The sequence below is a fragment of the Alicyclobacillus sp. ALC3 genome (assembly GCF_028751195.1).
In the GTDB taxonomy this organism is placed as follows: domain Bacteria; phylum Bacillota; class Bacilli; order Alicyclobacillales; family Alicyclobacillaceae; genus Alicyclobacillus_L.
This window is the reverse complement of record NZ_CP066784.1, coordinates 4,095,366-4,120,603: the sequence shown is the minus strand read 5'-3', so window position 1 is coordinate 4,120,603 and position 25,238 is coordinate 4,095,366. Positions and strand designations below refer to the sequence as shown.

The following is a 25,238-nucleotide window of genomic DNA, read 5'->3' as shown; positions in this document are numbered from 1 at the left end:
CTCATTGCATGGGGTTGTTTCGTCAATCACCCAAAACCGCCGTTTCTCCGGTGAACTCTTCCCATCGACGAACGATGACGTCGCAGTACTTCGGGTCGAGTTCCATGGTCATGCATGTTCGGCCCAACTGTTCGCACGCAAGCAGTGTGGACCCAGAGCCTCCGAACAGGTCCATCACCAGGTCGGACGGCTGGCTAGAGTTGTCGAGCGCACGTGCAACCAGGTCAAGCGGCTTCATCGTGGGATGCTCGTCATTCCGCGTCGGCCGCTTCACGCGCAGGACTGAACTGTTCTGGCTCGAGTTCGCGACGATCTCGTACGACGGGACTCGGACGGACACCAACTCCTCACCGTTCCCGAAGTGCAACAATACGCCACCGTCAGTTTGATTGATGGTCAACCCAAACTCGGCGTCCACCACCGTGTCGTGCTTTCGACCTCCGTACCAGCGGTGCGCTTCTCCAGGTTTCCAACCGTACAGGATTGGTTCGTGACGCCAGTGGTAATCTTGCCGTCCCAGCACGAGCGAGTTCTTCACCCATACGAGGACCTGCTTCAGCAGCCAGCCTGCAGACGTCATGGCAATTCGGAAGTTGCTCCCTTCCGTGTCCGCGTGGCAAATGTAAATCGGCGCACCGGGCGCCGTGTAGGTAAACATAGTGGTGAATGCGTCCGTTAGGAACTGGCGGAACTTAACGCTGTCCATACTGTCGTTCTGAATCTTGAGCGCATCCGCCGTACCGCCTGTGTAGTTCACGTTGTAAGGAGGATCGGTGAATACCATGTCGGCCAGCCGGCCATTCATCAGACGGCACACATCCTCGTCCACAGTGGCGTCTCCGCACATCAACCGATGGCGTCCGAGGATCCATACGTCCCCCTTCTTACTCCGTGGCTCTTCTATGGATTCGACTGCGCCGTCAAAGTCAAAATCGTCATCTTCAACTTCGGGAGGCTCGAACGTTTGGGTGAACAGGCTCTCCAGTTCCTCGGAATCGAACCCTGTCAGGTCCATATCAATCTCGCCTGCGTCTAGTTCCTCCAGCAGGTCTTTCAACTTAGGCATATCCCAATCGCCGCTGATCTTGTTCAGTGCGATGTTCAGGGCCTTCTCGTGGGCCTCGTCCAGGCTTACCACGCTTACTTCCACTTCGGTAACACCCTGCATCTTCAGCACGGTCAGACGCTGATGGCCGCCAACCAGGTTCCCCGTGCGCTCGTTCCACACGAGAGGTTCCACGAGCCCGAAGGTCTCCATCCCCTGCGCCAGCTTTTCGAACTCCGGGTCTCCTGGCTGCAGTCGGATGCGGGGATTATATGCGGCCGGATTGATGTCGCCTATCGCTATGCGTCTAATGTCCATGTTCTCTACCCCGCTCCACGCGCTTGCTGATGCGGCCGGTCAGCTTGTCCCGCACACTGCCGTCGCGCTGTATTGACATCACGCACCGCGGCATGCTGCATATCGGTCGTCCATCCTCTATACGTCCCCATTCACATTTGTAACCCGTTTGACACGGGCGTGGTTTTCCCATTCATATCACCAGCCTTCAAGGCCAGTTTCGGGCAAAATAAAGAGACAGCGACGCGAAACTCTGTTTGGCCACTGCTAATATAGGAATTTCTGATGTAGCAGGAATGCATGTAAACCTGTTGAAGTGAGAGTCCGGAGGGGATGCATGTGTTGCCTTATGAGTGGGAATTTTCTTGGAATGAGATAGTACGCCATACTCAACCACCAACACTTTATCATTATTCGTCAACAGGAGCCTTAGAAAGTATCATAGAAGAAGGATTCTGGGTGTCTCACACAAACTTCTTAAATGATCCGTCGGAAGTTCGTTATACTTATCATTTATTAAGGTCGGAGCTCGAGAAACTTGGCGTTCACGAGGATCATTTACTTTCAATTTTGTCCAGTGATGATTCTGCATCGCTTGTTGATGCCTTTGTACTGTCGCTATCTGAAGACCCCGATTCATTGACCCTATGGTCCAATTATGGACAAAGTGACGGCTGCAACATAGGAGTAAATGCTGCAGAGTTTGACAAATTAGTGTGCGACATTCAAGGCGTAAAAGTCTTCATGGGAAAAGTTGAGTACGATGTAGACATGCAGCGTGAATTCTTATTTTGCGAGGCTAAGAAATTTGCTGAATGGTATCGTGCTTGGGTTGCCGACACTTCAGACTTCAACGCGTTGCAGAAGAGTGTTGATAATTTTATCCAATTTATCCAACTCTCCAGTTGCTTCTTTAAAAACCCTTTGTTTAAATCCGAAAGCGAATACCGCTACGTATTCTTCCCATCTGGCCAGGACAAACGAGTAAAATTCCGCCATGCTCGCGGTGCACTGATACCATATATTGAAGTTCCCACCCGGTACGGGCCATCTGGTGGACTAGCCTGCGTTGTTGAAAGCGTCCGCATTGGGCCACGCAACAAGGCTGACATAGTCGAGAGTGGCATCAAGTACTACATGTCTTACCGAGGATTCAAAAATATTCATGTGGATACATCCGAGATTCCTTTGAGATTTTAAGTATCCTGCTGGAGTGCGATACTATAATACACACGGAGGATGGCAGGCTCGCAGCCTATCCTCCGTAACAAAATTCAGTGTTGTGCACCAAACGCGCCCCCACTCCTTGCCCCAATCAACCCTTACACGCGCGGTCGAAGATCTTCACGTCAGCCGCATCCCACACGAGATCCATGTCCTCACACGCGAGATACACAGCACGGCGAGATGCGGTCAAACGGCATTCTGTTGAACGGTCAGCGATGCGGCCTTGTGCGACGGTCTGAGTCATCCCACCACCTCCCGCTGTCTCAGCACCTCGTCCACGGTCACGAGATAATCCAACACGACTCCCCTGCCACTCTGCAGCTTGTAGCACATTACCTGCACGTCCTCGTACGGAATGCTCTTGCGCCCACCGTTGGCTCCCGCGTCCCATGCGTCAATGACCATCTTCCCCGGCACATAGTAAATCTCGTGATGCTGCGTAAATTCCAGAATGACGAAACAGACTGCGCCGGCCGCCATGCAACTGCGCAGGTGCTCCACCTGGTGTGCATGGATGTTGTCGAGCGGGAAGCGCGTCTTTTCACGCGTCGCCTTCGCCTCGAACTCCAGTGCATGCCCGCGGTAGACGCCACTGTAGTCGACGGTGCTCTTGGCCTCGAGGAACCCGGAGGTTATTCGAGTTCCCTGCGTGCGCAGAATTTTCACTGGCACCGGACGTTTGTGAATGACGGCCACGCCTCGCGCCATGTACTGCTCGTTTGCGCGATTCACTAGGTTCTCGAGCGACATCCCACGGTTAGCTTGCGATAGTCCCTTCACGCAGCATCATCCCCTCCCGGCCAGTGTGCCTCGCAATAAACGTGGCTGCCGTCTGCATCTTCGACGAAGAAGTCCTCGCCGCGAGTCTTGTCGAGCAGCCGACCGCATGTGTCGCAGTGTTCTATGTGCTCGCACTCAACGTCTACGTCTGCAATTGTCCAGCAACGCCGAGGCGGCTCGAGTCCGGGCACGTCCGGGTACACATCTGCGTCCACCAGCGCCAGGTCGCCGTCGCACAGGCCGTCAATCACCATTTGTCGACTGCGCCAAAATTGGTCTTGCATCGTCCTCTCGCCTCACTCCGTGATGTCCACGATTGTCACGCTGTGGCGGGGATACAGTCTCGCCTCAACGCCCTCTAGTTGCATGCCATGCATTAGTGCCTCAGCCGCCTCATTCCGCCAGGGTCCAGTCGCATGCCAGCCGTCGTTACCTTTGAACCACACCACCCACAACTGCTCGTCCACGTCTGTCACTCCTCTCAAATCACGAGTCGCTGCTGGATTGAATCTCGTCTCACATACGGAATGTTCTGTTCACCGTACTGTTCCAGCCACTCCGGAATGGACATCTGCCGGTTGTATGGGGCGCGGGGTATCCACGTTGTACTATCCCCACTGCCCGCAAAATATGGTCTGAACCACTCTGGACGCCACATGCCGAGCAGATGAATCCGCCCCGTAATCGCGACACCGCTGTGGTAGAACAATTCATCCAGATATGCCGCCCGATCATCAGCCCCCATGGGAACAGTTCCACCAATCGCCGCTCTCGGTTCGGAGAGAATCGAGGCATCGCCACCAGGCTGCAACACAGGAATTGGGTCATAACCTCGCTTGCGCATATCGTGCAAATAAAACGCCGTCGCATCCGGGTCACCAATCTCGTCATACTGCAGGTACTCGTCACGGCTGCGGGCCCATCGGTCGATGAATGCCCGATAGCCGTGGTAACTGATGCAGTCCTCCGTGAAGGTCCCCGGGTCCCACATGAGTACTCGATTTTCAAGATGCGACACGAGCCACGACGGCAGCCCGTGCTTCTGACGCAGAAGCGTGGCAGACAGAAGCCAGTACGGAACGCTATCGGCAGCGTCGCGGAGTTTGCGCGTGTTGATCCCAGCCACGTAGATCCTGCGTTGCATCCTCGCTCACCTCGCATACTCCATTTCTCTCTCCCGCGGCTTGTCCACGCGCTGGTAGGCAATCTCAACGCCCTGGCGCCTCATCTTACATATCTCCCGCTGCAGTCCCCACGGCGGCCGTCCGAGAGCGTACGCAAGGCTCAACACATCGTCCTTGCCCCACCAGTCCGCCAGGTACTTCAGGTCGCGCTGCTTCCACGGCTTGCCCGTGTTCGGGAAGTACGTCATCCACTCACCAGGGTCAATCTCTGACAGTCCCGTGTACCGCTGCAGGATGTTCGCGCTGATCCGCACCTCGTCGGTACCCCGTGCGCGCCTTGCAATCTGCCTTTTTGGCGATAGCTGACCATGCGCAGTGACAGACGTCACTTGCTCGTCGGGGAACAGCAGCTCCATGAAGCTCAGCTGCACGCTGGTCAAATTGCTACCACCTCCGCTACGAATCGGGGAACAAAGCGTAAAAGTTTGCGTACCTTGGGTCCCGCTCCGCTCCAGCTGCTTGTGCCGGGGCGCGCGCCTGTGGCCTACGTTCGTCTGCAAGCCGTGGTCCTCCCTCGGCTCGCCAGTTCTGCAACACGCCGCTCACGTACTTCAGCCGACGTTTGCCCTGGAGTACGGCTTCCTTCAGCGCCATCAGCGTCCACTGTGCCCCGAATTCACTCACGAACGAGACCAACTGGTCCTTGACGGACTGGCTCAACGTGCCGAACCCTTCAGCCTCAAAGGCCCTCGCCACCTGTGCCAATCCCAAATCAATCTCAGACGACAACGAGGTCACTTCACTCGGCTCGGTCGAGGCTGCTACTTCCTCAACGGCACTCACTACCGTGTCTCTGTCGTCTTTATTCTCTTGATCTAGATCTGTTTCTGGATCTGTTATCTGTACTCTGTCCTCTGGGGGCGTTACGGTATCGCCCGTGTAACGGTCTTGTAACGTTACATCGCCGTTACTTTTGCGTTCCCTGTAACGCCTCACGCGCTCTTTACTGCTGTCCGCACTGAATTGGCGTTCGTCCCAATGAGAGACCACATAGACGCCATTCTCGACTGTCAGCATGTTTTGCTCAGTGAACGCCTGGAGTCCGGCATTGACGTCCTTACGCGTGATGGCAGCCGCGTCAACCAAGTCCGCGACTACGACCGGCACTCCCTCCGATATCAGCAGTCGGCCAGGTTCCGGGGATGACCGCGCAATGGCAAGCACGGTCACCCAAAGCCAGCGTTGCGCAGGAGGCAGTCGCCGAATCTTTCGGTCATGTATCGTCTCGGTGTAGAACCGGAACCAGTCCACCAATCACACCCCCCTCGTCAGCCGACTGACTTCGCTGGATAGTCCTCAAACAAATCTGCTTGGTACGAGGCGTTCCTCACGGCTTGCGCGAACTGCTCGATGCCCTGCTCCCACAGGCCGTGGCGTTTGATGACATCACTGAACTCCTCGACGTCGTGCTCACGTAAGCCCCAACTGTCAGCGTCGTCCGCTGGCGCCCATGCATCTGCCCACCTCTGCTGCTCGTCATCGTAATGGCGCTCGGACTTGCGACTGAAGTGGCAGAGCTCGTGGTCTACCAGGGCCGCTCGTTGGTCATGTTTGAGCGCCTGCCATGCTTCTGCGTTGACGAACACGAACAGCTGCTTCCCGGTCATGTGGCGTTCAAATGCAGTGCACTTCTTTGCCTTTCCAGCCCAGTCGGAACTCCCATAGCGAAAGTAGAATCCGATGAGGTCCTTCGCGTCGACCAAATGCGGATGGTGCTTGTTCATGAGGTCGACAGCAACGTCGCGCACTGCCGGCGCTTCTTCAAAATCAACTCCCGGCATCGTCCGTCCCCCTATACGAATGGATTAACACGCTCAAGGACCGCACCTTGGCGGCATATAGTCAGCTTGTCCTGCGTACAGTGAAGAAGTGAGACTGAGGATGCGCGGCCGCGCTGGCTCACACCAAGCACGAACTTCACTGACTCATCCCCTGCATGTACCATCCCACCGAGTGCGGATGGTGCGTTGGCATGTGTATCTGCGGTATCGGCATTGTGATATAAGCAGTTGCGGCTGCAAAAAACGCTAGGATGCATAGACCCAAGACAATCAGCCGCAACACCTTACGCCTCCGGGAGCCCTTGTTGGGCTCCCACTCGTCTATGCGTGCCACGTTAGAACGGCAAGTCTTCGTCTGACGGTAAGTCGAAAGCTTCAGTGGGTTGAGCACTTGGCGACGCCTCCGGTTCTGCAGGCTGGCTGTACTGCTCGATGTACTGGCGCACGTTGGCGATGTCGTCAAGCGACCACGCCTGCACAACTTCTTTACCGGTTACGCGGGCTCCGATGGGCCGAAGCTCGCTCGCCGTTATGCCGGCGGCTTCAGCCGCGAGTGACAGTTCGTCGATGGCCTTCTTCCACGCACGCTTGTCGACAGCGGGTCGCACCTCGGGCGCGTGTGAATCCTCATCAGGAACCGCTGATCCCATCGTGTTCGGGATGTCGAAGTCCGGCGCAGGCATCGTGTCGGGTTCTTGCATGCCCATTTCCTCAGGCGCATACAGACCAGTGATGGTGTAGCACTTCTTGAGCGCCAGAACCTCGGCGACTTTTTTCACCATCGCACTCGGGTGAGACTTCCAGACGCCGTTCTTACCGCTGAGTGCCGTGAAGTACTCGCGGAAGTCCACGAGTTCGATGTGCGGCTTCCTGCCTTTGCGGTAGACGATGGCATATGCCTTGGTGATTTCCCCGCTCCCATCGCCCGTCTCGTGATGAATCTCCTTGGTGATGGGGTTATAACTGAACTTGTCGCCCTTACGAACTTCCTGACTCAGCAGACCTTCGAAGTCTTCCTGACGCTGTGCGTAGTTGCGCAGACCGTCGCGGCTGACCATGATGGTCGGCGTGGTGCCATACTTGATAAACCAGATTTCCTTGAGGAACGGGTCGAGATGATACGTGTTCGCTAAGTGCATGAGCATCGTGAACTCGGCATCATTCGCGTCCTTCGCAACGGTGCTTCTGATAGCTTTCAGCTTCTCGTCGTTTGAGACGTTCAGGGTCGGGACCGTTCCACCCTGGATGACCGTCAGGTTTTTCTCTGCTGTGCTCACGAGGCCACACGCCCCTTCTCTTCAGACTCAGACACGACCGTCAGTTCTGCCCCCTGCACCACACGCGCCTCGAAAATCTGTGTCGCATCTGGCGCCTTGTAGTGCGTGACAGACTCGATGTTGTCGATGTAGACCGGAACGTCGAAGCCGAGCACACGGTTGAACAGCGTCGAGAATTCGAGGTTCGCGCGGATGCCTTCCGACCGGCTTAGGCTCTTGAATGGTTTTCCATCGTAGAGCACGTGGAAGCATGCCTTCAGTTCTCCGGTGGACTTCACCAGGTCGAACAGTTGGATGCTGACCCGGTCAAGATGCGTGCTGAGTTGCGCAACCTGCATTTCTGCGAGCTTCGCCCGGTACGCGTTGATAGCGGCCACGGTCGCAGTCATGGTCCCTTGCTCGGTGCGCATACGCCTGATAGCTTCCTGGGCCTTCGTTAGCGCCTGTTTGTCGTCGGAGATTTCCATCCGAAGACGGTTGACGTAGGCGCTCTGCGCTTCGGCTTCCGACTTCTTGGACTCGAGTGCTCGGATCTGCGCCTGCAGTTCCTGCACCGCACTTTCGTCAGGGACGTGCGTCGCAAGTTTCTCAATGCGAACTTTGATGTCGTTGCCCTCTTCGATGAGCTCCTTCATGCGCTTGGTAAGTTCTTGATTGGCGGCCTCAACGGCCAGCACACGCTTCTCGTGCTCCTCAACCACACGCGCTCGGTGCTTATCGTCGAGAGCCTGTCCACATGTCGGACAAGGTGCGTCAAGGTCTGGCTCTGCTGGTGTGAGAGACAACTGAGACTTGAGCGTCTGGTACTGCGTCCGAAGCATCCGCTGCTGACTCTCGAGCTCGCGCAGTTCAACGGCAGAGCCGTCGCGAAGTGTATCAAGTTGCTTGCGCAGCTTCTCAAGCTCTTCGTGCTGGGCCACGCTGAACTCCATCGACTCAGGCAGTGGTCGGTTGATGCGTTCCTGGAGCGCCTCCATCTTGCCTTCGGTGCGCTGGATGTCGGCCTCGTTATCCTTAATCTCAGCACGAAGTTCCTTGGCACGCCCGTCCGGGTCACGCATGGGCTCATGCTCCAGCAGTTTCTGTTCAGGTTCCGTCAGTTGCGCGAGCACATCCTCACGCTTCGGCGGCTTGATCAGGGACATGAGAAGTTCCCGCGCGTCTTTCTCGGCCAGGGATGTGAAATAACCGGGGTTGAACACGGTCAGGAACTGTTCCTTCGTCGGCAGCAGTCGGTCAATCTCGACCTGGCTCACCTTTGCGCCGTCGAGGTACACCTCTGATTTGCGTGCGCCTTTGACGCGGACGATCTCGTGCTCTCCACCGTTGATTTCAACGACAGTCGACACTTCGTACTGCTTCTCACCTCGCTTGATGAGGTGGTCCGTGAACGGGCTGCCGGACAGCGTCACGCCGAACAGTGCAACCGATACCGTCTCTGCGATCGACGTCTTGCCTTTAAAGTTCTCGGCCGCAATGTGCACACGGTCCGCGAATGAGTAGCTCTGATGGTCAAAACACTTAAACCCTTGCATGGTCACGGACTTGATTCTCATGCGCTCAGCGCCCCCTTGTGTGCCAATCGTCCGCACACCCACTGGATGTGCTCGTTAATCTCCTGCAGGCTCTCCATCACGCCGGGAACGTCAATCTCGGTGTCCTCGTCCTCGGCCAGCGGAATCAGCTCGTCGCGGATGTATCGAGCCACAACGGCCGATTCGGCCAGCCCGGGTCCCTCCAACTCTTCTGCAATCTCGGTCAACCGTTCAGACAGCGTCATGTCTAATCGCTCCTTCCCGCTCCAGTTCGCGCACGGTGTGTTTCAACTGCACCCGCGCGTGTTCAATGGCCTCGTGTGCCGCCTCTGCGTCACCTGCTTCAATCGCTTTGTCAGCGCGGCTGAGCATCAGCTGCACGAGATCCGTAAAGTCGCGCACATTCACCGCCATACCGCCTCGATGCCACGTGACTGCATCGCAGATTCGTACTCAACCATGGCGTCGTACTCGTCTGCGCAAGGGAGACACAGGTCCCACAGTTCGATGTCGAGTCCGTTCCACACGTGCCGTTCCTCGGTCTCTTCTTCAGCGAACGACTCACCGCACTGGTGACACGACACGCGGTTGTCACCCTCGTCCAGTTGCGTTACACTGGCCCCAGTTGATGTTTTTGTTTGTTCGGTCGCCTCGCTCGCAACGGGGCGTCCGTTTTGTTTATGGGCCTGAATCTCTTCCAGCGTCCTCGCAGCCTCGCGCAACATTTCTTCAAATGACGGAATCGCCAACTCACTCACCCCCTCACATATCTCTTTCCCTTGAGTCTTGCGTAATGGTCTCTCGACACTTGCAGCATTGAGAAACCGTACTCTGTGCACTGGACGCCGATGTATGTACTCAGCGCCACGATGCTGTCCATCACTTGCATCAGATGCTCGTATCGACGCTTGCGTTCAGCGTCGGTCTCAGCTGCCGGCGGCCTGGCTGTACTCCACTGCTGGACTGCTTCGATGGATTCGAACAACTCCTTCAGGCACATTTCGCGAACTACCGCTCTGTGCAGGTCCACGTTCGGGCCGTCGAGCCACGCAGGACCCCATCCGCCGGACTGTTCCCGCGCCAACTCCAGCAAAATCGCCGGATGGTCAAGAGCCTGTCCGATACGCGGCGCCATGTCAGGTGCGATTTCACGTTCACCGTGCTCAATCTTGGCGACCATCGTCTGGCTGTACGGAACCCCGACTTCGCTTTGGCTCCTGCCAAGCGCCTTTCGACTGATTTTCAGGGCTTGTCCTACTCCCAACTTCCTCACCCCCTTTCAGTCCTATTTCGTTGAAAAGGAACCGCTCCGGACCAATACGATAGATTCATAGCTTGTCCGGTATTCGCGCCGGACGCCCCGCAGGAGCATCCGTCATGGTCTTACGAGTTGGCTGCATCTTGACGTTTGTCGCACGGGAGCGGCCTGCCATCTTTCGCGGCCCTGCGCGCAACCTCCAGCATCCAGTTGCTGATGCGCTCACTGATGTCCGCTGGTGGTTTGTTTGCTTCATGGACAGTGAACTTCGGCGTTTGCTTGGCCACCGGGCCTCACCTCCCTGGTGCAGGATATGTGGCAATCACTTGTTCTGCCTGCACTTTTTACGCCGACTCTGTGCTACAATCACGAACAGATAGTTCGTCCAAAGATACGTCGAGGAATCTAGCCAGTTTCGATGCTTTCTCGATGTTAGGAGTGCGCGATCCGGTCTCGTAGTGCTGGTACGCTCGAACGCTAATCCCGAGATGGTCGGCGACTTGCTGTTGGGTGAAACCTTTGCCCTTCCGAACGCTGCGAAGCTGGGCTCCGAACTGTGTCAACTTCATCACCACCTTTCATCCAGGAGAGGATGCGTGCATGCCAGCCATCGATAAGTTGTACCTGACCTGCAAGTGTGGAAACTCATTCTTCATTTCGCCCGACTCCTTAACACCACCTGACCACGTCAGGAACAAACAAAATCAAGCGACTACCGTTCAATGTCCCAACTGCAAGAACGTGGCCCACTTTGCGAGCTTGTGGTGCCAAAATGGTTGGACTCAGTTGAACAACCAGATTGCTGCCATTGAAAATCAGGGCTGGATTGTCACGGCTACGGACCCAGTAAAGGACGCCTGGCTCAGATCTCCCGTCTCTGATTGAGTTCCCAGTCCAGCGGGTGCGCAACGCTCTGTAGCACGTCGAGAAAGGTTTCGTCATCCCACCCCTTCTCTCGGGCGAACTCGATGAGTTCTCGCGTGCGTTGGGCTCGGTCGTAGATCTGCTGGGTTTGCGTGTCTATGTTCATCACCACCTTTGCTTAACCAGCACATTTGTGCTTGTGGTCACACTATACAACGCACGTTTGTTCCGGTCAAGCGTTTTGGAGGAAACTTTCTCATGCCGACTTTCGGAGAACGCCTACGTGCTACCCGACGAGAAAAGGGCATAAATCAAGCTGATTTTGCCGGTGTAGTGGGAATATCCGAGCGTGCACTCCAGAACTACGAAACCGGAGAACGTGAGCCAAAAATCAGCTTTGTACAGGTTTGCGCTGAAAAATTGGGTGTCAGCGCCGCTTTTCTCATTGGTGAGACTGAGGACCCCGCTCTAGTGGACGACCGCGACGTCTCCCCGCAGGAGGCCGAGTTCCTCAAATGGGTTGAAGACAACCTGGAGGGCAGCTTCTTCTACGACTTCGACAAATCGCCTGAAGACGCGAAGAAGCACATGATGGAGACGTTGCGCCTAGTTTGGGAACGGGAACGTGGGCGTAAGCCAGGGCAGAAGCAGGGCGAGTAGCCAGACGCGGGGAAGGAATGAGCGTGATGGGATGCTTGGTCGGATTATTCACGCTACCATTCCGCATGATTTACTGGTTCTTCAAGGCTATCGCAGACATCGTGAAGTTCTTTGAAGTCATATCCGGACGACGCAGATTGCACGTGTTGCCTTGGTGGTTACGGAGGCGTCCTCGCAGACGACGCGCTACTTCACAGGCACGCTACTCCCAAACGACGCGCCCCGCATGGTCAGCTTCTGTATCGAAAAAACGACCAGACGAAGACGAGACGAAACGCCTCATCGCATATGCGAAAATGTGCATGGATCGCATTCCAAACCTCTCGACCGCTAGAGACCGAGTAATCGTCGCGCAGCGCGCTCTTCTGGCTATGCGCGAAGCTGTTACGGTTGCGCCGAAGCACATGCGCGCCGAGACCTCCCAGAGGTTGCGCGCAGTGAAGAAATGGCACGATGAGCTCGTTAAGACGCAGAAGTAACCACGCCATAACAGGATTAGTCCACCATGCCCTCTCCCCATCTTCCGACAATTGCCCCCATCCGCATGTCGTAATTTCTCGAAACGCGTCCCATTACTGGCTGAATTTGAGAAGGAAAAACAATACATGTGAAGAATTGTATTTTGAGCACGTACAAATTGTTCCGTTCGTGCATTAACGAAGCCTACCGTTACGCGCGAAGGAGGACAACCTATGGTGTGGGTCAACATTGACCACCCGACCAGACGATACATTGTGCATGCCACGGAGTCTTGTAGACACGTCACTCGCAAACAGGAAACCAAGCATAAGGGAGTCGGCCGAATGCTGGACCACGGAGGATGGCTCGCGTTCGTGGCACGGTTCGACGCGATGAACCGGTACCAGCATGAGTACTCGGGGTACGAGCTGGTGGAACATTGTTGAAGATTCGCCATTGCCAGCACGGTCGGTAGTAACTGACGGGAGTTTAAAACTATAGTTTCGATTCAGTGTGTATGACATGATCCCAGCTCACATTCAGGAGGTTTCGGTGTGTCTGTAATAAAGACGCTGACAATTGCTGAAGCAATAAGCAAAGAAGAAAACGGTCATATTCATTTACATGGGTTACACCCAAATTGCATAATTTTGACGCGTACCCCTCAAGAGGGAGTGCCAACTTTAATCAACCTTTCCCTCTTAGTCGGCTGTATTGCATACGATGCCAGAGATCTGTCGCCCATCAGTATTGAGGTCGTAAGTCCTAATGGCACACCAATGGGTCACACAAGACTTGACAATGTAGAGAAGTTCGAAGGAAAAACAGTGCACGGTGCAATCCCAAGCATGACCCACATTGATATGGTAGGATTCCCAGTCGAACTTATCGGCACGTACCGATTCGATGTCAAGGTTGGCCAGGAATCGGCTTCGGTTGATCTACTCATAACAGCCACTGTGGAGGCCTGACATGCCAACGGTATCGTTTAGCCCCGCGGTGCAAAGTCGTCGAACAATGGCAACAAAAGCTGCGTTCATTGGGATCGCGCTTACCGCGTCGCACTCTTTGCTGTTCGCGGATGGTGTAGGTGCTGAGGCGCGTCCAGCGCCCATCAACTCTGCCGCATTTAAAGTGAGCGGGACAAGCATGAGATTCTCGAAGAAAGACCAACGACAATCGGTGTCTAACGACGACATCCTCGGATATACTGTAACCGAAGGGAGCGTGGAACCGGAGATGGACCAGAGCGCCCGTAATTTCGTCTATCGAACTGTTGACGATTCCACTCGTGCAATTACTGCTCGTCTAGACGGTTTAGAGAGCACTTTCAATGCCAAATTAGACACCATGAGTGAACGCCTAGCCAGTATTGATAAGAACATTGGCACTCAAACGTCAGAATTAAGGAAGTCAATTGAGAGTCTCCAGAAGTGGACGAACACAAAAGACGATCGCCGTTGGCAGATTTGGATGATGGTAGTGGGCGGTCTTTTGTTTGGCCTCATTATTGCTGTTGTGAGCGGCTTCGCCCAGGCATATTTCGCTAAACACCTGTGATTCATGGGGCCTCAGAGTTAAGGGGCCCTTTACGTTTCTATGCACTTCCATTTCAGCTCTTCCGTGTCTATAATACGAACATACGTTCCTATTACGGAGGCGCATCGTATGTTCGACATCACACACTACCGCCCTACCCACCTCGAGTCGTCCATCGTCGACTTCTACCGCGCGAACCACATCCGCTGTCCGCAGGATATCGACCTAGAGGTCTTCGCGCATGACGCAGGCATCTGGGTCCACTTTCTCGCGCAGCCGTCGACCAACTACCACTTTCGTGCAGACATGTACTCGGTCATCGTAGATCGTCGACTCCCTTGGGAACAGCAGCGCGTGGAGATGGCTCACGAGCTCGGGCACGTTCTCCTTCACGCTGGGCGCCAGGAGTTCATGAAGGACGACTGGAGGGCACTTCAGGAGTTCCAAGCAGACATGTTCGCCATGTACAGCCTCGCCCCCACATTCATGATTGCCAACTGCATCACCCAGGCGTCGTCGCGCGCTCAACTAGTCGACCAACTCGCGTATTCGTTCGACGTACCGCAACCGTTCATGGATGCCCGACTGAGGCTTCTTGAACAGCGCCTCTACACCATCGCCGCCGAGAACCAGATGGCAGCCGCGGTTCGCGAAGCTACTGCGAGCTACGACTACAGCTATCGCCATCCCGCTGACCGCCGCATTGAATACCTCGTCAGGGACGGGTCAGTTATCGGCACTCGTCGGCGCGCAGATATCTGAAGGAGGCAACCAGTTTGAGCACAGACTTGGTTCCGCTAATTGGTCCGGTCCCATCCCTCGAAACCGTCTTCCTGGGTGATCAACAGGCGAAAGACAGCCTCACCGTCAAGTCATGGGCGCCATACAACCGCTTTGCCGTTCAGATTGCTGACAACGGTCTAGATTCGTTCGGGTTACGCGAAGGCAACTATGCCATCTTTCGTGAAGCGCGCTGGCCCGACCGCGAGTGCCAAATTTGCCTCGTGCGTTTCGCCGAGGAAGTCACAGTCCGCCTTGTAGAAGGTATTCGGAGTGACCTAGTCAACCTGCGCGTGAGCGGTGATCGCATCCCTCCCGTTGAACTCGCCCCTACAGATTTCTCCGTTGTCGGCATCCTCGACGGTGTCATATTTCAGGAGTTCGCAGGACTTGTGCCGGTCGAAACTGACGACTTCGACTGGGGCGCGTAGACTAGATGAAGAAGCACCAACACAGGAGGCTCTGAGCGCATGAGAGCAGCCCTCTATTCACGCGTCTCGACCACAATGCAAGCGGACGATGGATTCTCCCTAGACGCCCAGTTTGACCGTCTGCGGTCGTTCTGTGATTCCCAGGGCTGGACCATCGTCGGCATCTATACGGATGGCGGCGTGAGCGCAAAGAACACAGACCGTCCGGAACTGCAGCGTCTCATGAAGGACATCGAGGCAGGCGACATCGACGTCGTACTTGTCTACAAGCTTGACCGTCTCACTCGTAACGTGATGGACCTCTACCAGCTGCTCCAGCACTTCGAACGCTACCGGGTCGGATTCAAGAGCGCCACGGAGGTGTTCGACACCACATCGGCCATGGGCAGGCTGTTCATTACCATTGTCGCGGCCATGGCTCAGTGGGAACGCGAGCAGCTCGCCGAGCGCACACGCATGGGTCAACTCGAGATGACACGCCAAGGACGCTGGAGCGGTGGTAAACCTGCCTTCGGTTATGACTACACCGATGGTACCCTGCTACCACGCGAAGACCAAGCGCAGGTTGTGCGCGAAATCTTTCGTCGCTACGTCGCCGGCGACGGACTCAAGCAGATTCTCAACTGGTTGAACAAGCCCGCTGACATGCAGCCCTCCCCTGGCACTCGCTGGACCCAAACGGCGCTGAAATACGTGTTGCGCAATCCGCTCTACGCAGGCTACGTCCGATATGGATATCGCACGGGCGGCGGCAGACGCACAGACGACGCTGTGGTCGTCGACGGAGTACATGAAGGTATTGTTGACCGCAAGACCTTTGAACGCGCTCAGGATATACGTGAAGGCCGTGCGCGAATGCCCAGTCGGTCCGGTACCGGAACATACTCTCTCACCGGCGTCTTACGCTGCGGCCTATGTGGCAGCGCCATGCACGGAGTGAGTCACTACCGGACACGGAAATCGGATGGCAAAGTGTATCGCCAGTACATGTGCGTCGAGAAGGTTCACACCAAACTGTGCAGCATGCCGCGGATGATGGAAAGTCGTCTCGAAGAAGCGATTCTGTCAAAGCTCGAGGCTTACCACTATGACCTGCTCGAAGGGCGCGCTACGGATGTCGTTGCAGATGCCGATGACGGTCAGTCAAACAACATTGATGCCGCTCTCAACAAGCTACAGGAGCGCCGCGCGCGCTGGATGGACGCCTACGACAAAGAGATTATCGATTCTGAGCAGCTGCGTAACCGGCTGCAGCAGCTAACCGAAGAGGAAATGGATCTGCGAGTACAGCTGCAGGCGCTCCCCACTCCACAACGCAGAAGCCCGGAGATGATCGCGGACATCCTGCGATCATTCCGGGCCATGTGGGACACTGCCGAACCGTCAGAGCGAAAGGAACTCATCCGCGCTGTTGTCGAGCGCATCGATGTGCATCCAAATTACGAAGTCACAATACACTACGCGGGGTAGTGTGGTCTGTTTAAGGTGTCATGCGTTCGCTTGGATTTTCTGGCTGGCATTTTTGTGGTAGAGCGGCATCCGTCCACTGTGTCGCAAAGCATCTGTGCGGAAAGAGGCCAATCGGCCTCTTTTTTTTGCTCACACTCACACCCTAGCGCCGATTTATCAAACGCTGCTTTCCCACGCATGTCTGTATAGTATACTGATTTACACAACAGAGTGGAGAGGAGTGCCCATCGTGACCGAGTTTCATTTTCCTGCCAAACTTCAGAATCTGCACTCCGACATCCTGCCCTCCCAGCTGCGCTATCACAACAAAAGGGTCGCGGTCAGCAAAGAGTTTACGTTCGATGCTGCCCACCACCTGCACTTATACGAAGGAAAATGCCAGAGCCTGCACGGCCACACCTACAGGCTCATCGTGACAGTCAGTGGAGTTCCAGGTCACACTGGGTTGACTGTAGACTTCAGTGACTTAAAGGCGATCTACCGCCAGGAGATTGAAGCACAACTCGACCATCGCTATCTCAACGAAGTGCTGCCACCGATGAACACGACAGCAGAAAACATGGTCGTGTGGATTTGGGAACAATTCGACGGTGCATTGGCAGCACGGGGGCTAAAAGCAACAGGTTGTCGGCTCGAAGAAATTACTTTGTACGAAACCCCAACCAGCTTTGCAACCGCAAAACGAGAGTGGATGGAATCAACCGAAGAAAGCGAGCAACAGCGATGACAGACGCAAGACAACTGACGTTAGAAACCGACAACAACGAGACATCGCGACCGTGGGACGGTGTCCGCTTGCCGATGGTAGAAGTTTTTGAAACGATCGAAGGAGAAGGCACACAAGCTGGCTATATGACTACGTTTGTCCGAATCTTTAACTGTAATCTCCGCTGTACCTGGTGCGACACCCCATATAGTTACGCGCCGGAAAAGCCAGTGTATTACGCGAGTATCGCCGAAACTGCCCTGCAAGTCAAAATGTTTGCCAATCCGCGCGTCTGTCTGACCGGCGGCGAACCGCTCATGCATGGTGAAAAGTCCCGCATGTTACTGCGTGCGCTTGGAGAACTCGGTCCCATTGAAGACATTCACGTGGAAACCAACGGCGCCATTGACCTCACGCCATTTCGACGGGACCGCGAAACGAACGAACAGCTGTTTCGCAAGGTACGTTTCATTGTCGATTACAAACTGCCTTCGAGCGGTGAGATGGGGAAGATGGTGAGTTCGAACTTTGCGTGCCTTGGACCACAAGATGAGGTGAAATTCGTGATCGGCAGTCGAACCGATTTCGACACCGCACTCTCTGTGCTCAAAACACACTACCAGCAAGGACATGTGTTGTTCAGCCCGGTGTTTGAGTCGATGCCAGCTGAGGAACTTGCTGCACTCATGATTGAGCACCGACTGAAACATGTGAAACTAAACGTACAAATTCACAAGTACATCTGGGACCCACATCGGCGCGGCGTGTAAGCCGCGCTTTCAACTTAATTTGCGCCCTTCTTGCAACATGCCCCGGAAAGATGATCAAGATCGTTTCGCAGTTACCCTCATAAATCGTCGAAAGCATTCGAAACTAGTAGCAAGTGATAGGAATTCTATAGAAAGAGGTGGCGACGTGTACTTTTGCATTCATTGTAAACAGTTGCACAACACTCAGGCGTATGACCGCGTGTTTCGAACCGGATTTCGCCAGGATATATCCGGTGTTCGGTATCCGCTTGGCATCTGCACAGCATCGTTCTCCGCGGAGTTCCCGAACCCACTTCCTGCTGCCTGTTTGCCTGAGGCACATCGCCTCGCTGGGTTGCAGTCCGAGTCTTAATCGCACTGCGAAAACGCGGTGTGCCATCAGGCAATTAGCAGTCCTGCACGTGGAGCAGTGGAGTTACCGCAGGTCGAGCATGGCCGATAAATCAGCGATGTCAATGCGGCTGCCCACGTAGAACGAGCCAAATTCGGCGTAACGAGCACTCGCTTCGTCGAATCGCATTTCGTACACAAGCTTTTTAAACTGCACCGGGTCGTCGGCGTACAGGGTAACGCCCCATTCCCAGTCATCGAGGCCGACCGATCCGGTGATGATCTGCTTAACTTGTCCCGCGTAGGCTCGGCCAATCAGCCCGTGGCTTCGCATCATCTCCCGACGCGCCTCCATCGGGAGCATATACCAGTTGTCCTCCCCACTGCGCTTCTTGTTCATCGGGTAAAAGCAGACGTTCTTCGCAGACGGTAAGGCTGGCTTCAAGCGGCCCTGTATGTACGCATCCTCAGACACATCTACGCCAGGTTTCGCTAGGTAAGCGCTCAGTTCCACGATGGATACGTAAGAATAGGCCGGCTTCGTGAAGTCAGCAAATCTGCAGTGATTCAGTTCAGTCTTCGCAGCAGTCAGTTCCTCCAGTGTCGGCCTGAGCTGAACCCACATGATGTCCGCCTTATTGCCCGCAATCGCGTAGAGGCCATATCCGCCTGTGCGCTCTGCCTCTCGATTCTGAAAGCGCTGGTGGGCTCGAAACAACTCTTCCATGGCTGCGCTTCGTTCGCCGGCAGTCAACTGACGCCAAGCTTGCCAATCTACAGTTCGCAAGTCGTGCGACACATACCACCCTTCCAGCGTGTCGACGGCTTCGTTTCTGTGTTCTGCCACGATTGCACCCCCTCAACTTGTCTAACATCGGTCATGCACGCAGTGCACAACCACTGTGCAGTCACCGTCCAGTCTACCAAACACAGGCTGTAAACCAAAACGACAAAGCGCGGCCCTGCGGCCGCGCCTCGTACTCCTCACTGCTTGTCGGTGCGTTGCATTGTCAACAGAGCCACTGCCGACTGCAACTTCTGCTCAGTACACCGGTGTCGTCGTGCAGGTCGTCACGGTGTACGGGACGAGCAGGATGAACAACACGAAGATGATGAGAAACACTACCGCCCAACGGGTGTATCCTCCGAATGCGCCACCATCGTACATGTAAAGGCCTCCTTCCAGTCTGCAGTCTTTGCCTGTTTGCAGCGCGCTGCCAACAGACTGCTTGCAAGCGACATACAGTACCGTATGAACGCCCTTTGACTGGAGAAGCGGTAAATGCCCCGGGTGACGGCAAAAAAACACCGTTAAGAGTTACGCAAACTTGGTGAACATGGGTAGGTCTTCTGCGCCAACCATCCGTGCGTAAACGAACAGTTGCCCTTTGTGGTGAACCTCGTGGTCACGCATGCCGTACAGCATACCCGACACCTCTACTTCCCGCCCGAGCACATGGGTCATGTCAACTGACTGAGCCCAGCGCTCGTCAGAAATCGACACCAGCAACGCCATCGTCTGTTCGGTGAGTTCATGAACTGCCGCCCTAATCTCGGCCATTGAAGCGGCTTCCACACTCGGACGAGCGAACTCCCCTGTCGCCGCGATCTGAGCAAACAACTTAGCCGAAGTCGCCGCGTGTAGAGCGAGTCCACCAAGGCTCATTGCGCCCTCCCACGGTTTAAATCCTTCTTGACCTTCAGGAATTCGAGCGAGAACACTTTCTAAGACATCACGTTGTGCCTTCCACTGCTGTGCGAACTGTTCTGCATGGCTCATTTGCTTGTTCCTCCTTCGCGATCCCGCCTGACGAACCGCAACCGCACACCCTCATAGTTTTCGCAGGTGAACGCGTTCGACTTTGTGCGCGGGTCCTTTTTCCAAGATCAACTGCGCGCGTTGACGCGTTGGTTCAATGTTCGCGCGCAGGTTGACTGCGTTAATTTCATCCCAGATCTGAGACGCAGTATCGATAGCTTCATCAACCGACAAGTCGGCGTAGCGGCGAAAGTACGACTTTTCGTCGCGAAATGCTGTGTCACGCAAGCGCAGAAAACGCTGAATATACCAGTTGCGGATGTCCGCTTCACTGGCGTCCACATAAATTGTGAAATCGAAGAAATCCGACACAAACAAGCGCGGCGCCTTACGTGTCGACCGGTTGCCATTGGTCTGCAATACGTTCAGCCCTTCGACAATCACAATATCTGGCGACTGAACCCGCACTGTGGACCCCGGCACCACATCGTAGACTAGGTGTGAATAGACGGGGGCTTCCACTAGAGGAAGTCCGGACTTGACATCAGCCATGAAGTTAATCAACCTGCGGACATCATAACTCTCTGGGAAGCCTTTGCGCTTCATCAGCTGTCGCTGCTCCAGCACCGCATTTGGATACAAAAAACCATCCGTCGTAATCAGGTCGACTTTTGGATGACTTGGCCAGCGTGACAAAAGCGCCTGCACGATGCGGGCCGTCGTACTCTTCCCCACGGCCACACTGCCGGCGATGCCGATGATATACGGCACCTTTGCGGCAGCACTGCCAAGAAATTCACTTGTCACTTCATACAGGCTCTTCGTGGCTTCGACGTAGAGGTGAAGCAACCGTGAGAGCGGTAGATACACCTCTTCAACCTCGGACATTGACACTTGCTCATTCAGTCCATGCAACTGCTCCAGGTCTTCCTCATCTAGTGGCAGTGGCGTTGCAGCTCGCAACGGAGCCCACTGCGCACGCGTAAAGGTCACATACCTGGAAAACTGCTGTTTCAGGTCAACACTCACGAGGTGGTACGCCTCCGTCCTGACACCTACCTGTGCATGGCAGCCCAGACACAATCAGATGGCAATCTGTTCAAACAGTTGGTGGCCGACCTATCTATTATCCTGTTTCTTGCCTCTAGCGTGCAAGCTACAGTGACAGACCGACTCTCATTATAGCATCATCGACCACGAAACCATGCCAGACCTATCTGAGTGTGTGGGGATATTCTGGCACTGAGGAAATGCAGGAGTCAGGCAGAGGTCCAACACAGCGCATGTTTGAATGCATACCCTAAGAGAAAGAGAGTCAGATGACAAAGAGAGGTGGGCGGCGTGAAGGTAGACACAGTCCTCAAATTTGGCTCGCTCGCGTTTGGGGTGGTGCAAGACGAACGACTTCGTGAACTGTTGAAAATCGCTCACAACGGTGCAAAACGTCGCGGTTGGCTGCCTCCGGCCGGTTCACAATCCGGGCAGCAACCGTACATTCCATTTACAGCACAACATAAGCCACAGGGCAGACGTCGCGGTTGAGTGCGCAAAGACGGCTGCCGTCCCATCCGATGGCGGGAAGACAGCCGTCTTTGTGGCGAGCCCTGCTTCACAGCAGTTTATACATGTCCAGTGTATTGACGTAAGATGGCCCGACCACCTCATAACCCAGACGTGTGTAAAACGATTGTGCGCGCGGATTGGACGTTTGCACACACAGCGTCACCTGACGACATTCGGCTAATCGCGCAATCGCTTCGACCTTCTGCATGATTTTTCGGCCAAGGCCATTTTGCTGAAACGACCTCGAAACTGCCAACACATGTACGTGCATCGACTCTCCTGTCCTCGACAGCACAACGAATCCTCTCTTGCCACCTTCGGTCTCGACGACGACCACCTGGCTATCAGCGACGCCTAAAACTTCATCAACTTTGGCACGGCGGCCGAATGCCGAAATCAGCACCGGGTCCATCACAGCAGCCACTTGCTCAAACACTTCAGTTTCTTCTCCTGGTCTCATAGTCCGGCACCACACCCCTGCTTCGATAGGCTCGCCCTCTCCCACCCAGCAAGGCGCAAAACTTGCTTCGCGGGGGTCTTGCGCAGTCAACACTTGTGGACCGCTGCCGGTGATTAGTACGGTGTGCTCAAAGTGGGCAGCTAGCGACCCATCGACGGTCACGTCCGTCCAACCGTCGCCTCGACGTGTCACGAGCCCACTGCCTTCGCAGACTACGGGTTCGATGCAAATCGCCATTCCCGGACGCAAAATGGGGCCTAGACCTGGCGGACCGAAATTGGCAACACTAGGTTCTTCATGCAATGACTCGCCGATGCCGTGCCCGAACGCAGACTTGACTACCGCCAGACCCGCAGCACGAACTGTCTCAGCAACAGCTGACGACACATCGGACAGCCGCCTACCCGGTTGCGCCGCTGCGATGCCTGCCCGAAGTGCATTCTCCGTCGTCCTGACGAGGTGGTATACCCGTGTTGGTCGGGCGTCGCCAATGATGATGGTGCGCGCCGCATCAGAGTGCAGGCCCTGATAGAGCACGCCGATGTCCACCTTGACAACGTCGCCTGCTTGGAGTCGGCGACTGCCTGGTATCCCGTGGCCTGTCTCGTCGTTGACAGAGATGCAGGCGCTCGATGGAAAACCCGCATCGGTGATAAACGAGGGTTCACCGCCCCAACGGGTAAGTTCCGCAAATGCCGCTTGTTCGACTTCCTTCGTGGTGGCTCCAGGGTGTGCCACTGCGGCGGCGGCTCGGTGCGCAGCCGCGTTAATCGAACACGCGATGCGCAAGCGCTGGACCTGCGACTGCGACAAGATTCTGATCATGAGACCTTCGCCCCCTCACATAGACCCTATGCTGGGCGTGAGGAGCTAGAAACGGGCATCTGTGCATAGGCGCATCGCAGGGGCAAAGTCAATTTACCATGCATTCGCTACACGTGAGATGACATCGAGAAAGTGAGATGAGACTCATGAGTGTTCGCCCCATCGTTCACGGCGATGTGCCTGTGTTACGCGAAATCTGTGAGTCCGTGCGCGAGTTTGGCATGGACTTGAATCTATTGCTCACGGACCTGCTCGACACACTGGAAGCGCACCGTGGACTCGGTCTCGCGGCTCCGCAAATTGGGGTACCCGTACGTGCAGTTGTGATGAACACGAGTTCAGGCCCCGTGGCATTCGTGAATCCGGAAATTGTTGAAAGAACAGGAGACGTCAGTGGATATGAGTCATGTCTGAGTTTTCCCGACATCGTGTTGGAAGTCAGGCGACCAGAGCGTATTCGCCTCGTTGCCCAAGACGTCGTCGGTACGCCCATAGAGGTGATAGCAAATGGTTTGGACGCACGCATTCTCTGCCACGAGGTAGACCATCTGAACGGCGTCTTGTTCATGGACCACTTACCGGATGAGGACCTCTTTGAACAGCTGATGACGCTGAACCTGGTTCATGTATCAGAGTCTGACGATAGCAATACGGCCCCTGAAACGTTGAAGGGGGGCAGTGGTGAATCAGACCTGCGGCTCGCTGCGGACCTGTTTGCTGATGCTGCTTGGAAGGCTGTATTGGCCCAGCAGATACTGGACGAGACAGGAATGGCATCGGGACACGCTGAAGTGTTACATCAGGCTATCCAGGCTCTCGAGCGAGTGGGGTCGTCCTTAGAAGAGACATTCGAATCGTCCGAGTGACAATCCTTGACAGGTCTGTTTCAATCGGACTCGCGTACCGTCTCTCAGTGCGACCACCACAACAGTCGACTTGCGTGGCGGTTGTACAGGTAACCAACCGCCCACACACCGATCACCGCGACTGCTCCGACAATCAGCCACACCATGTATCGCCTGGAGAAGCCAAGGAACACACACGCCGCACCCAAATAGTACGGGATGCCACCGACCGCTGAAGTCCACGTGAAGTTCCAGAGCGTTACAGACCGAACAACGCCTGCCGTGTAGTTGACAACAATAAACGGCAACGGCACGATACGCGCCAGAATTAGACCAGTCACGCCGTGGTGACCGACCCACTTTTCAACTTTACTCATCTGCTCGTTAGTGATAAAAGGGCGCAGCAAACCGCCCGCCCAGTATCTAGAAATGAGGAAGACGGCAATACATCCCAGCATCGAACCCGTCCAACTGAAAAGACTGCCCCACCAAACGCCGTACACCTTCATATTCAGAACCAACAGGAACTCGGACGGGACTGGGATAATGCAGAAGAGCGTCATAGCCACTATCGAGATCACGATGCCCCACGCCCCAGTCGCCAAAATGAGACGCGAGAGTCGGTCATTTCTGTCGAAGTAAAAGAAGGCAGCAACAAGCAACGCACCGACCAAAATCACTGCGGCACCCCACAGTATGCTCCGCAGTTTCCGTCGTACTCCGGATTGAGCCAACGTGGCACCGCCCTGGTCATGCACCACCTGTTCCTCGGCAGACGACTCAGATGACCTCGACCGATCGCCTGGCGTAGCAGATTTGAAAGTGGACATAGTGGCACCTTCCTTCACGACTCCAGTCTAACCATACCCAGGCACGCGCACACCTATTCTCGACACAAGAGCAATGCCGAGTGCCATGAGGAGTAGCGTAACTGCGAACCGCCGACCAGCCAACAGCCCCACACTCTTTTCAACGCCTTCGAGACAGCGCCCCAGTTGTTGCGCACTGACACTGACTCGCAACACCAGAGCCCCAAGACACCGGGGCTCTGCATGACCATCGCGAAGAACAATCAACTGTGACAAAGTATGACTACAGTGTAATCTGCAGAACCCAAGTTGAGGCTTGCCCAGACTGTGCTGTCACCACCACTGCAGGAGTAGCGCCCAACGGTCCAACCTCAATCACAATCTTGCGCGAATCGGTGGCGACAAATGATGGGGGTACCGTCACAATCAAACTCATGGTCGTTAGAACGAACGCAGACCAGTGCTTCTTGTGTTTCATTTGCTACGCCTCCTTTCTGCTGAATGTGAAGGGTGTCAGTGTTCGCCTCTCTGTCGGGTGAATTCAACAGTCTGGCCAAGAATCCTTGCACTTTTGTTATGATGAA

General features: G+C 55.3%; 39 protein-coding genes. 14 read left to right on the top strand and 25 right to left on the bottom strand.

The genetic code is table 11. The annotated features are described in order from the left end of the window. Window positions 1–22 precede the first annotated feature (22 nt). Window positions 23–1,363 (bottom strand): site-specific DNA-methyltransferase, encoded by a 1,341-nt coding sequence (locus JC200_RS19070; RefSeq protein WP_274433301.1) that lies wholly within the window; start codon window positions 1,361–1,363, stop codon window positions 23–25. A 318-nt stretch (window positions 1,364–1,681) separates the two neighbouring features. Between JC200_RS19070 and JC200_RS19065 the strand changes: the two genes are divergently transcribed. Continuing rightward, complete coding sequence (locus tag JC200_RS19065) at window positions 1,682–2,542, top strand: DUF2971 domain-containing protein (protein ID WP_274433300.1); 861 nt, start codon at window positions 1,682–1,684, stop codon at window positions 2,540–2,542. 115 nt (window positions 2,543–2,657) lie between these two features. Here JC200_RS19065 and JC200_RS19060 read toward each other — a convergent pair whose 3' ends face one another. The 17 genes from JC200_RS19060 to JC200_RS18980 form a co-directional block, all read right to left on the bottom strand. Further along, window positions 2,658–2,813, bottom strand: coding sequence for a hypothetical protein (locus JC200_RS19060; protein ID WP_274433299.1), 156 nt, complete (start codon window positions 2,811–2,813; stop codon window positions 2,658–2,660). Further along, window positions 2,810–3,349: a Holliday junction resolvase RecU gene (locus JC200_RS19055; RefSeq protein WP_274433298.1), complete on the bottom strand. Its 540-nt coding sequence runs from the start codon at window positions 3,347–3,349 to the stop codon at window positions 2,810–2,812. The genes JC200_RS19060 and JC200_RS19055 overlap by 4 nt, the downstream gene beginning before the upstream one ends. Continuing rightward, window positions 3,346–3,633 carry a hypothetical protein gene (locus JC200_RS19050; protein ID WP_274433297.1) on the bottom strand — a complete coding sequence of 96 codons (288 nt, stop codon included), beginning with the start codon at window positions 3,631–3,633 and terminating at the stop codon, window positions 3,346–3,348. Before JC200_RS19050 ends, JC200_RS19055 begins: the two co-directional genes overlap by 4 nt. A 12-nt stretch (window positions 3,634–3,645) precedes the next feature. Then, a complete protein-coding gene (locus JC200_RS19045; protein WP_274433296.1) occupies window positions 3,646–3,816 on the bottom strand; it encodes a hypothetical protein in 171 nt (56 codons plus the stop codon). Between the two features lie 14 nt (window positions 3,817–3,830). Further along, on the bottom strand, window positions 3,831–4,493 hold the full coding sequence (locus tag JC200_RS19040; RefSeq protein WP_274433295.1) for a hypothetical protein: 663 nt from the start codon (window positions 4,491–4,493) through the stop codon (window positions 3,831–3,833). Between the two features lie 6 nt (window positions 4,494–4,499). Beyond that, window positions 4,500–4,913, bottom strand: a complete 414-nt coding sequence (locus tag JC200_RS19035; RefSeq protein ID WP_274433294.1) for a hypothetical protein — start codon at window positions 4,911–4,913, stop codon at window positions 4,500–4,502. Between the two features lie 16 nt (window positions 4,914–4,929). Beyond that, the gene (locus JC200_RS19030) at window positions 4,930–5,784 is read right to left on the bottom strand and encodes a DnaD domain protein (protein ID WP_274433293.1); all 855 of its coding nucleotides are present in this window, start codon (window positions 5,782–5,784) and stop codon (window positions 4,930–4,932) included. Between the two features lie 17 nt (window positions 5,785–5,801). Then, a complete protein-coding gene (locus tag JC200_RS19025) occupies window positions 5,802–6,314 on the bottom strand; it encodes a putative metallopeptidase (protein ID WP_274433292.1) in 513 nt (170 codons plus the stop codon). 335 nt (window positions 6,315–6,649) lie between these two features. Beyond that, the gene (gene bet, locus JC200_RS19020; RefSeq protein WP_274433291.1) at window positions 6,650–7,591 is read right to left on the bottom strand and encodes a phage recombination protein Bet; all 942 of its coding nucleotides are present in this window, start codon (window positions 7,589–7,591) and stop codon (window positions 6,650–6,652) included. Continuing rightward, window positions 7,588–9,147: a hypothetical protein gene (locus JC200_RS19015; RefSeq protein ID WP_274433290.1), complete on the bottom strand. Its 1,560-nt coding sequence runs from the start codon at window positions 9,145–9,147 to the stop codon at window positions 7,588–7,590. The genes bet and JC200_RS19015 overlap by 4 nt, the downstream gene beginning before the upstream one ends. Then, window positions 9,144–9,371, bottom strand: a complete 228-nt coding sequence (locus JC200_RS19010) for a hypothetical protein (protein WP_274433289.1) — start codon at window positions 9,369–9,371, stop codon at window positions 9,144–9,146. Before JC200_RS19010 ends, JC200_RS19015 begins: the two co-directional genes overlap by 4 nt. Then, window positions 9,358–9,534 (bottom strand): hypothetical protein, encoded by a 177-nt coding sequence (locus JC200_RS19005; RefSeq protein ID WP_274433288.1) that lies wholly within the window; start codon window positions 9,532–9,534, stop codon window positions 9,358–9,360. Before JC200_RS19005 ends, JC200_RS19010 begins: the two co-directional genes overlap by 14 nt. After that, window positions 9,531–9,875, bottom strand: a complete 345-nt coding sequence (locus JC200_RS19000; RefSeq protein ID WP_274433287.1) for a hypothetical protein — start codon at window positions 9,873–9,875, stop codon at window positions 9,531–9,533. The genes JC200_RS19005 and JC200_RS19000 overlap by 4 nt, the downstream gene beginning before the upstream one ends. A gap of 5 nt (window positions 9,876–9,880) precedes the next feature. Next, on the bottom strand, window positions 9,881–10,390 hold the full coding sequence (locus JC200_RS18995) for a helix-turn-helix domain-containing protein (protein WP_274433286.1): 510 nt from the start codon (window positions 10,388–10,390) through the stop codon (window positions 9,881–9,883). A 119-nt stretch (window positions 10,391–10,509) separates the two neighbouring features. Next, window positions 10,510–10,671, bottom strand: coding sequence for a hypothetical protein (locus JC200_RS18990; RefSeq protein ID WP_274433284.1), 162 nt, complete (start codon window positions 10,669–10,671; stop codon window positions 10,510–10,512). A gap of 57 nt (window positions 10,672–10,728) precedes the next feature. Then, window positions 10,729–10,947: a helix-turn-helix domain-containing protein gene (locus JC200_RS18985; RefSeq protein ID WP_274433283.1), complete on the bottom strand. Its 219-nt coding sequence runs from the start codon at window positions 10,945–10,947 to the stop codon at window positions 10,729–10,731. A gap of 299 nt (window positions 10,948–11,246) precedes the next feature. Beyond that, window positions 11,247–11,414: a hypothetical protein gene (locus tag JC200_RS18980; protein WP_274433282.1), complete on the bottom strand. Its 168-nt coding sequence runs from the start codon at window positions 11,412–11,414 to the stop codon at window positions 11,247–11,249. Between the two features lie 92 nt (window positions 11,415–11,506). Between JC200_RS18980 and JC200_RS18975 the strand changes: the two genes are divergently transcribed. From JC200_RS18975 to JC200_RS18925, 11 genes are all read left to right on the top strand, one after another. Then, window positions 11,507–11,908, top strand: coding sequence for a helix-turn-helix domain-containing protein (locus tag JC200_RS18975; protein ID WP_274433281.1), 402 nt, complete (start codon window positions 11,507–11,509; stop codon window positions 11,906–11,908). Between the two features lie 17 nt (window positions 11,909–11,925). Further along, window positions 11,926–12,387, top strand: a complete 462-nt coding sequence (locus tag JC200_RS18970; protein ID WP_274433280.1) for a hypothetical protein — start codon at window positions 11,926–11,928, stop codon at window positions 12,385–12,387. A gap of 213 nt (window positions 12,388–12,600) precedes the next feature. After that, window positions 12,601–12,813, top strand: a complete 213-nt coding sequence (locus tag JC200_RS18965; protein WP_274433279.1) for a hypothetical protein — start codon at window positions 12,601–12,603, stop codon at window positions 12,811–12,813. A gap of 108 nt (window positions 12,814–12,921) precedes the next feature. After that, window positions 12,922–13,338, top strand: a complete 417-nt coding sequence (locus JC200_RS18960; RefSeq protein ID WP_274433278.1) for a hypothetical protein — start codon at window positions 12,922–12,924, stop codon at window positions 13,336–13,338. A 1-nt stretch (window position 13,339) separates the two neighbouring features. Then, entirely contained in the window at window positions 13,340–13,927 is a 588-nt protein-coding gene (locus tag JC200_RS18955) for a hypothetical protein (RefSeq protein WP_274433277.1), read from the top strand. 108 nt (window positions 13,928–14,035) lie between these two features. Further along, window positions 14,036–14,668, top strand: a complete 633-nt coding sequence (locus JC200_RS18950) for an ImmA/IrrE family metallo-endopeptidase (protein WP_274433276.1) — start codon at window positions 14,036–14,038, stop codon at window positions 14,666–14,668. Between the two features lie 14 nt (window positions 14,669–14,682). Then, window positions 14,683–15,117 (top strand): hypothetical protein, encoded by a 435-nt coding sequence (locus JC200_RS18945; RefSeq protein WP_274433275.1) that lies wholly within the window; start codon window positions 14,683–14,685, stop codon window positions 15,115–15,117. Between the two features lie 39 nt (window positions 15,118–15,156). After that, window positions 15,157–16,587, top strand: a complete 1,431-nt coding sequence (locus JC200_RS18940) for a recombinase family protein (protein WP_274433274.1) — start codon at window positions 15,157–15,159, stop codon at window positions 16,585–16,587. A gap of 229 nt (window positions 16,588–16,816) precedes the next feature. Beyond that, a complete protein-coding gene (queD, locus tag JC200_RS18935; protein ID WP_274433273.1) occupies window positions 16,817–17,314 on the top strand; it encodes a 6-carboxytetrahydropterin synthase QueD in 498 nt (165 codons plus the stop codon). Then, window positions 17,311–18,063 carry a radical SAM protein gene (locus tag JC200_RS18930; protein WP_274433272.1) on the top strand — a complete coding sequence of 251 codons (753 nt, stop codon included), beginning with the start codon at window positions 17,311–17,313 and terminating at the stop codon, window positions 18,061–18,063. The genes queD and JC200_RS18930 overlap by 4 nt, the downstream gene beginning before the upstream one ends. 145 nt (window positions 18,064–18,208) lie before the next feature. After that, window positions 18,209–18,415 carry a DUF3973 domain-containing protein gene (locus tag JC200_RS18925; protein ID WP_274433271.1) on the top strand — a complete coding sequence of 69 codons (207 nt, stop codon included), beginning with the start codon at window positions 18,209–18,211 and terminating at the stop codon, window positions 18,413–18,415. A gap of 63 nt (window positions 18,416–18,478) precedes the next feature. On the opposite strand, the gene hemQ is transcribed toward JC200_RS18925, so the two are convergent. From hemQ to coaA, 4 genes are all read right to left on the bottom strand, one after another. Next, entirely contained in the window at window positions 18,479–19,240 is a 762-nt protein-coding gene (gene hemQ, locus JC200_RS18920) for a hydrogen peroxide-dependent heme synthase (protein WP_274433270.1), read from the bottom strand. 195 nt (window positions 19,241–19,435) lie between these two features. Then, window positions 19,436–19,561 (bottom strand): hypothetical protein, encoded by a 126-nt coding sequence (locus tag JC200_RS18915; RefSeq protein ID WP_274433269.1) that lies wholly within the window; start codon window positions 19,559–19,561, stop codon window positions 19,436–19,438. A 150-nt stretch (window positions 19,562–19,711) separates the two neighbouring features. Next, entirely contained in the window at window positions 19,712–20,173 is a 462-nt protein-coding gene (locus JC200_RS18910; RefSeq protein WP_274433268.1) for a DinB family protein, read from the bottom strand. A 51-nt stretch (window positions 20,174–20,224) separates the two neighbouring features. Further along, window positions 20,225–21,181, bottom strand: coding sequence for a type I pantothenate kinase (gene coaA, locus JC200_RS18905; protein WP_274433267.1), 957 nt, complete (start codon window positions 21,179–21,181; stop codon window positions 20,225–20,227). 312 nt (window positions 21,182–21,493) lie between these two features. Between coaA and JC200_RS18900 the strand changes: the two genes are divergently transcribed. Continuing rightward, window positions 21,494–21,694, top strand: a complete 201-nt coding sequence (locus JC200_RS18900; RefSeq protein WP_274433266.1) for a hypothetical protein — start codon at window positions 21,494–21,496, stop codon at window positions 21,692–21,694. Between the two features lie 67 nt (window positions 21,695–21,761). On the opposite strand, the gene map is transcribed toward JC200_RS18900, so the two are convergent. Next, window positions 21,762–23,000, bottom strand: a complete 1,239-nt coding sequence (gene map, locus JC200_RS18895; protein ID WP_274433265.1) for a type I methionyl aminopeptidase — start codon at window positions 22,998–23,000, stop codon at window positions 21,762–21,764. A 137-nt stretch (window positions 23,001–23,137) separates the two neighbouring features. Here map and def point away from each other — a divergent pair, with 137 nt between their 5' ends. Then, a complete protein-coding gene (def, locus tag JC200_RS18890) occupies window positions 23,138–23,866 on the top strand; it encodes a peptide deformylase (RefSeq protein ID WP_274433264.1) in 729 nt (242 codons plus the stop codon). A 44-nt stretch (window positions 23,867–23,910) separates the two neighbouring features. On the opposite strand, the gene JC200_RS18885 is transcribed toward def, so the two are convergent. Both JC200_RS18885 and JC200_RS18880 read right to left on the bottom strand, forming a co-directional pair. Beyond that, the gene (locus JC200_RS18885) at window positions 23,911–24,675 is read right to left on the bottom strand and encodes a TVP38/TMEM64 family protein (protein WP_274433263.1); all 765 of its coding nucleotides are present in this window, start codon (window positions 24,673–24,675) and stop codon (window positions 23,911–23,913) included. Window positions 24,676–24,937: 262 nt separating this feature from the next. Continuing rightward, window positions 24,938–25,132: a hypothetical protein gene (locus JC200_RS18880; protein ID WP_274433262.1), complete on the bottom strand. Its 195-nt coding sequence runs from the start codon at window positions 25,130–25,132 to the stop codon at window positions 24,938–24,940. Window positions 25,133–25,238: the final 106 nt, after the last annotated feature.

Coding starts and splice junctions, on each gene's coding strand:
- JC200_RS19070 (WP_274433301.1), bottom strand. CDS start 1,363: ATGGACATTAGACGCATAGCGATAGGCGACATCAATCCGGCCGCATAT.
- JC200_RS19060 (WP_274433299.1), bottom strand. CDS start 2,813: ATGACTCAGACCGTCGCACAAGGCCGCATCGCTGACCGTTCAACAGAA.
- JC200_RS19050 (WP_274433297.1), bottom strand. CDS start 3,633: ATGCAAGACCAATTTTGGCGCAGTCGACAAATGGTGATTGACGGCCTG.
- JC200_RS19040 (WP_274433295.1), bottom strand. CDS start 4,493: ATGCAACGCAGGATCTACGTGGCTGGGATCAACACGCGCAAACTCCGC.
- JC200_RS19025 (WP_274433292.1), bottom strand. CDS start 6,314: ATGCCGGGAGTTGATTTTGAAGAAGCGCCGGCAGTGCGCGACGTTGCT.
- JC200_RS19015 (WP_274433290.1), bottom strand. CDS start 9,147: ATGAGAATCAAGTCCGTGACCATGCAAGGGTTTAAGTGTTTTGACCAT.
- JC200_RS19010 (WP_274433289.1), bottom strand. CDS start 9,371: ATGACGCTGTCTGAACGGTTGACCGAGATTGCAGAAGAGTTGGAGGGA.
- JC200_RS18980 (WP_274433282.1), bottom strand. CDS start 11,414: ATGAACATAGACACGCAAACCCAGCAGATCTACGACCGAGCCCAACGC.
- JC200_RS18975 (WP_274433281.1), top strand. CDS start 11,507: ATGCCGACTTTCGGAGAACGCCTACGTGCTACCCGACGAGAAAAGGGC.
- JC200_RS18970 (WP_274433280.1), top strand. CDS start 11,926: ATGAGCGTGATGGGATGCTTGGTCGGATTATTCACGCTACCATTCCGC.
- JC200_RS18965 (WP_274433279.1), top strand. CDS start 12,601: ATGGTGTGGGTCAACATTGACCACCCGACCAGACGATACATTGTGCAT.
- JC200_RS18955 (WP_274433277.1), top strand. CDS start 13,340: ATGCCAACGGTATCGTTTAGCCCCGCGGTGCAAAGTCGTCGAACAATG.
- JC200_RS18950 (WP_274433276.1), top strand. CDS start 14,036: ATGTTCGACATCACACACTACCGCCCTACCCACCTCGAGTCGTCCATC.
- JC200_RS18940 (WP_274433274.1), top strand. CDS start 15,157: ATGAGAGCAGCCCTCTATTCACGCGTCTCGACCACAATGCAAGCGGAC.
- JC200_RS18930 (WP_274433272.1), top strand. CDS start 17,311: ATGACAGACGCAAGACAACTGACGTTAGAAACCGACAACAACGAGACA.
- JC200_RS18915 (WP_274433269.1), bottom strand. CDS start 19,561: ATGTACGATGGTGGCGCATTCGGAGGATACACCCGTTGGGCGGTAGTG.
- JC200_RS18910 (WP_274433268.1), bottom strand. CDS start 20,173: ATGAGCCATGCAGAACAGTTCGCACAGCAGTGGAAGGCACAACGTGAT.
- map (WP_274433265.1), bottom strand. CDS start 23,000: ATGATCAGAATCTTGTCGCAGTCGCAGGTCCAGCGCTTGCGCATCGCG.
- def (WP_274433264.1), top strand. CDS start 23,138: ATGAGACTCATGAGTGTTCGCCCCATCGTTCACGGCGATGTGCCTGTG.
- JC200_RS18885 (WP_274433263.1), bottom strand. CDS start 24,675: ATGTCCACTTTCAAATCTGCTACGCCAGGCGATCGGTCGAGGTCATCT.
- JC200_RS18880 (WP_274433262.1), bottom strand. CDS start 25,132: ATGAAACACAAGAAGCACTGGTCTGCGTTCGTTCTAACGACCATGAGT.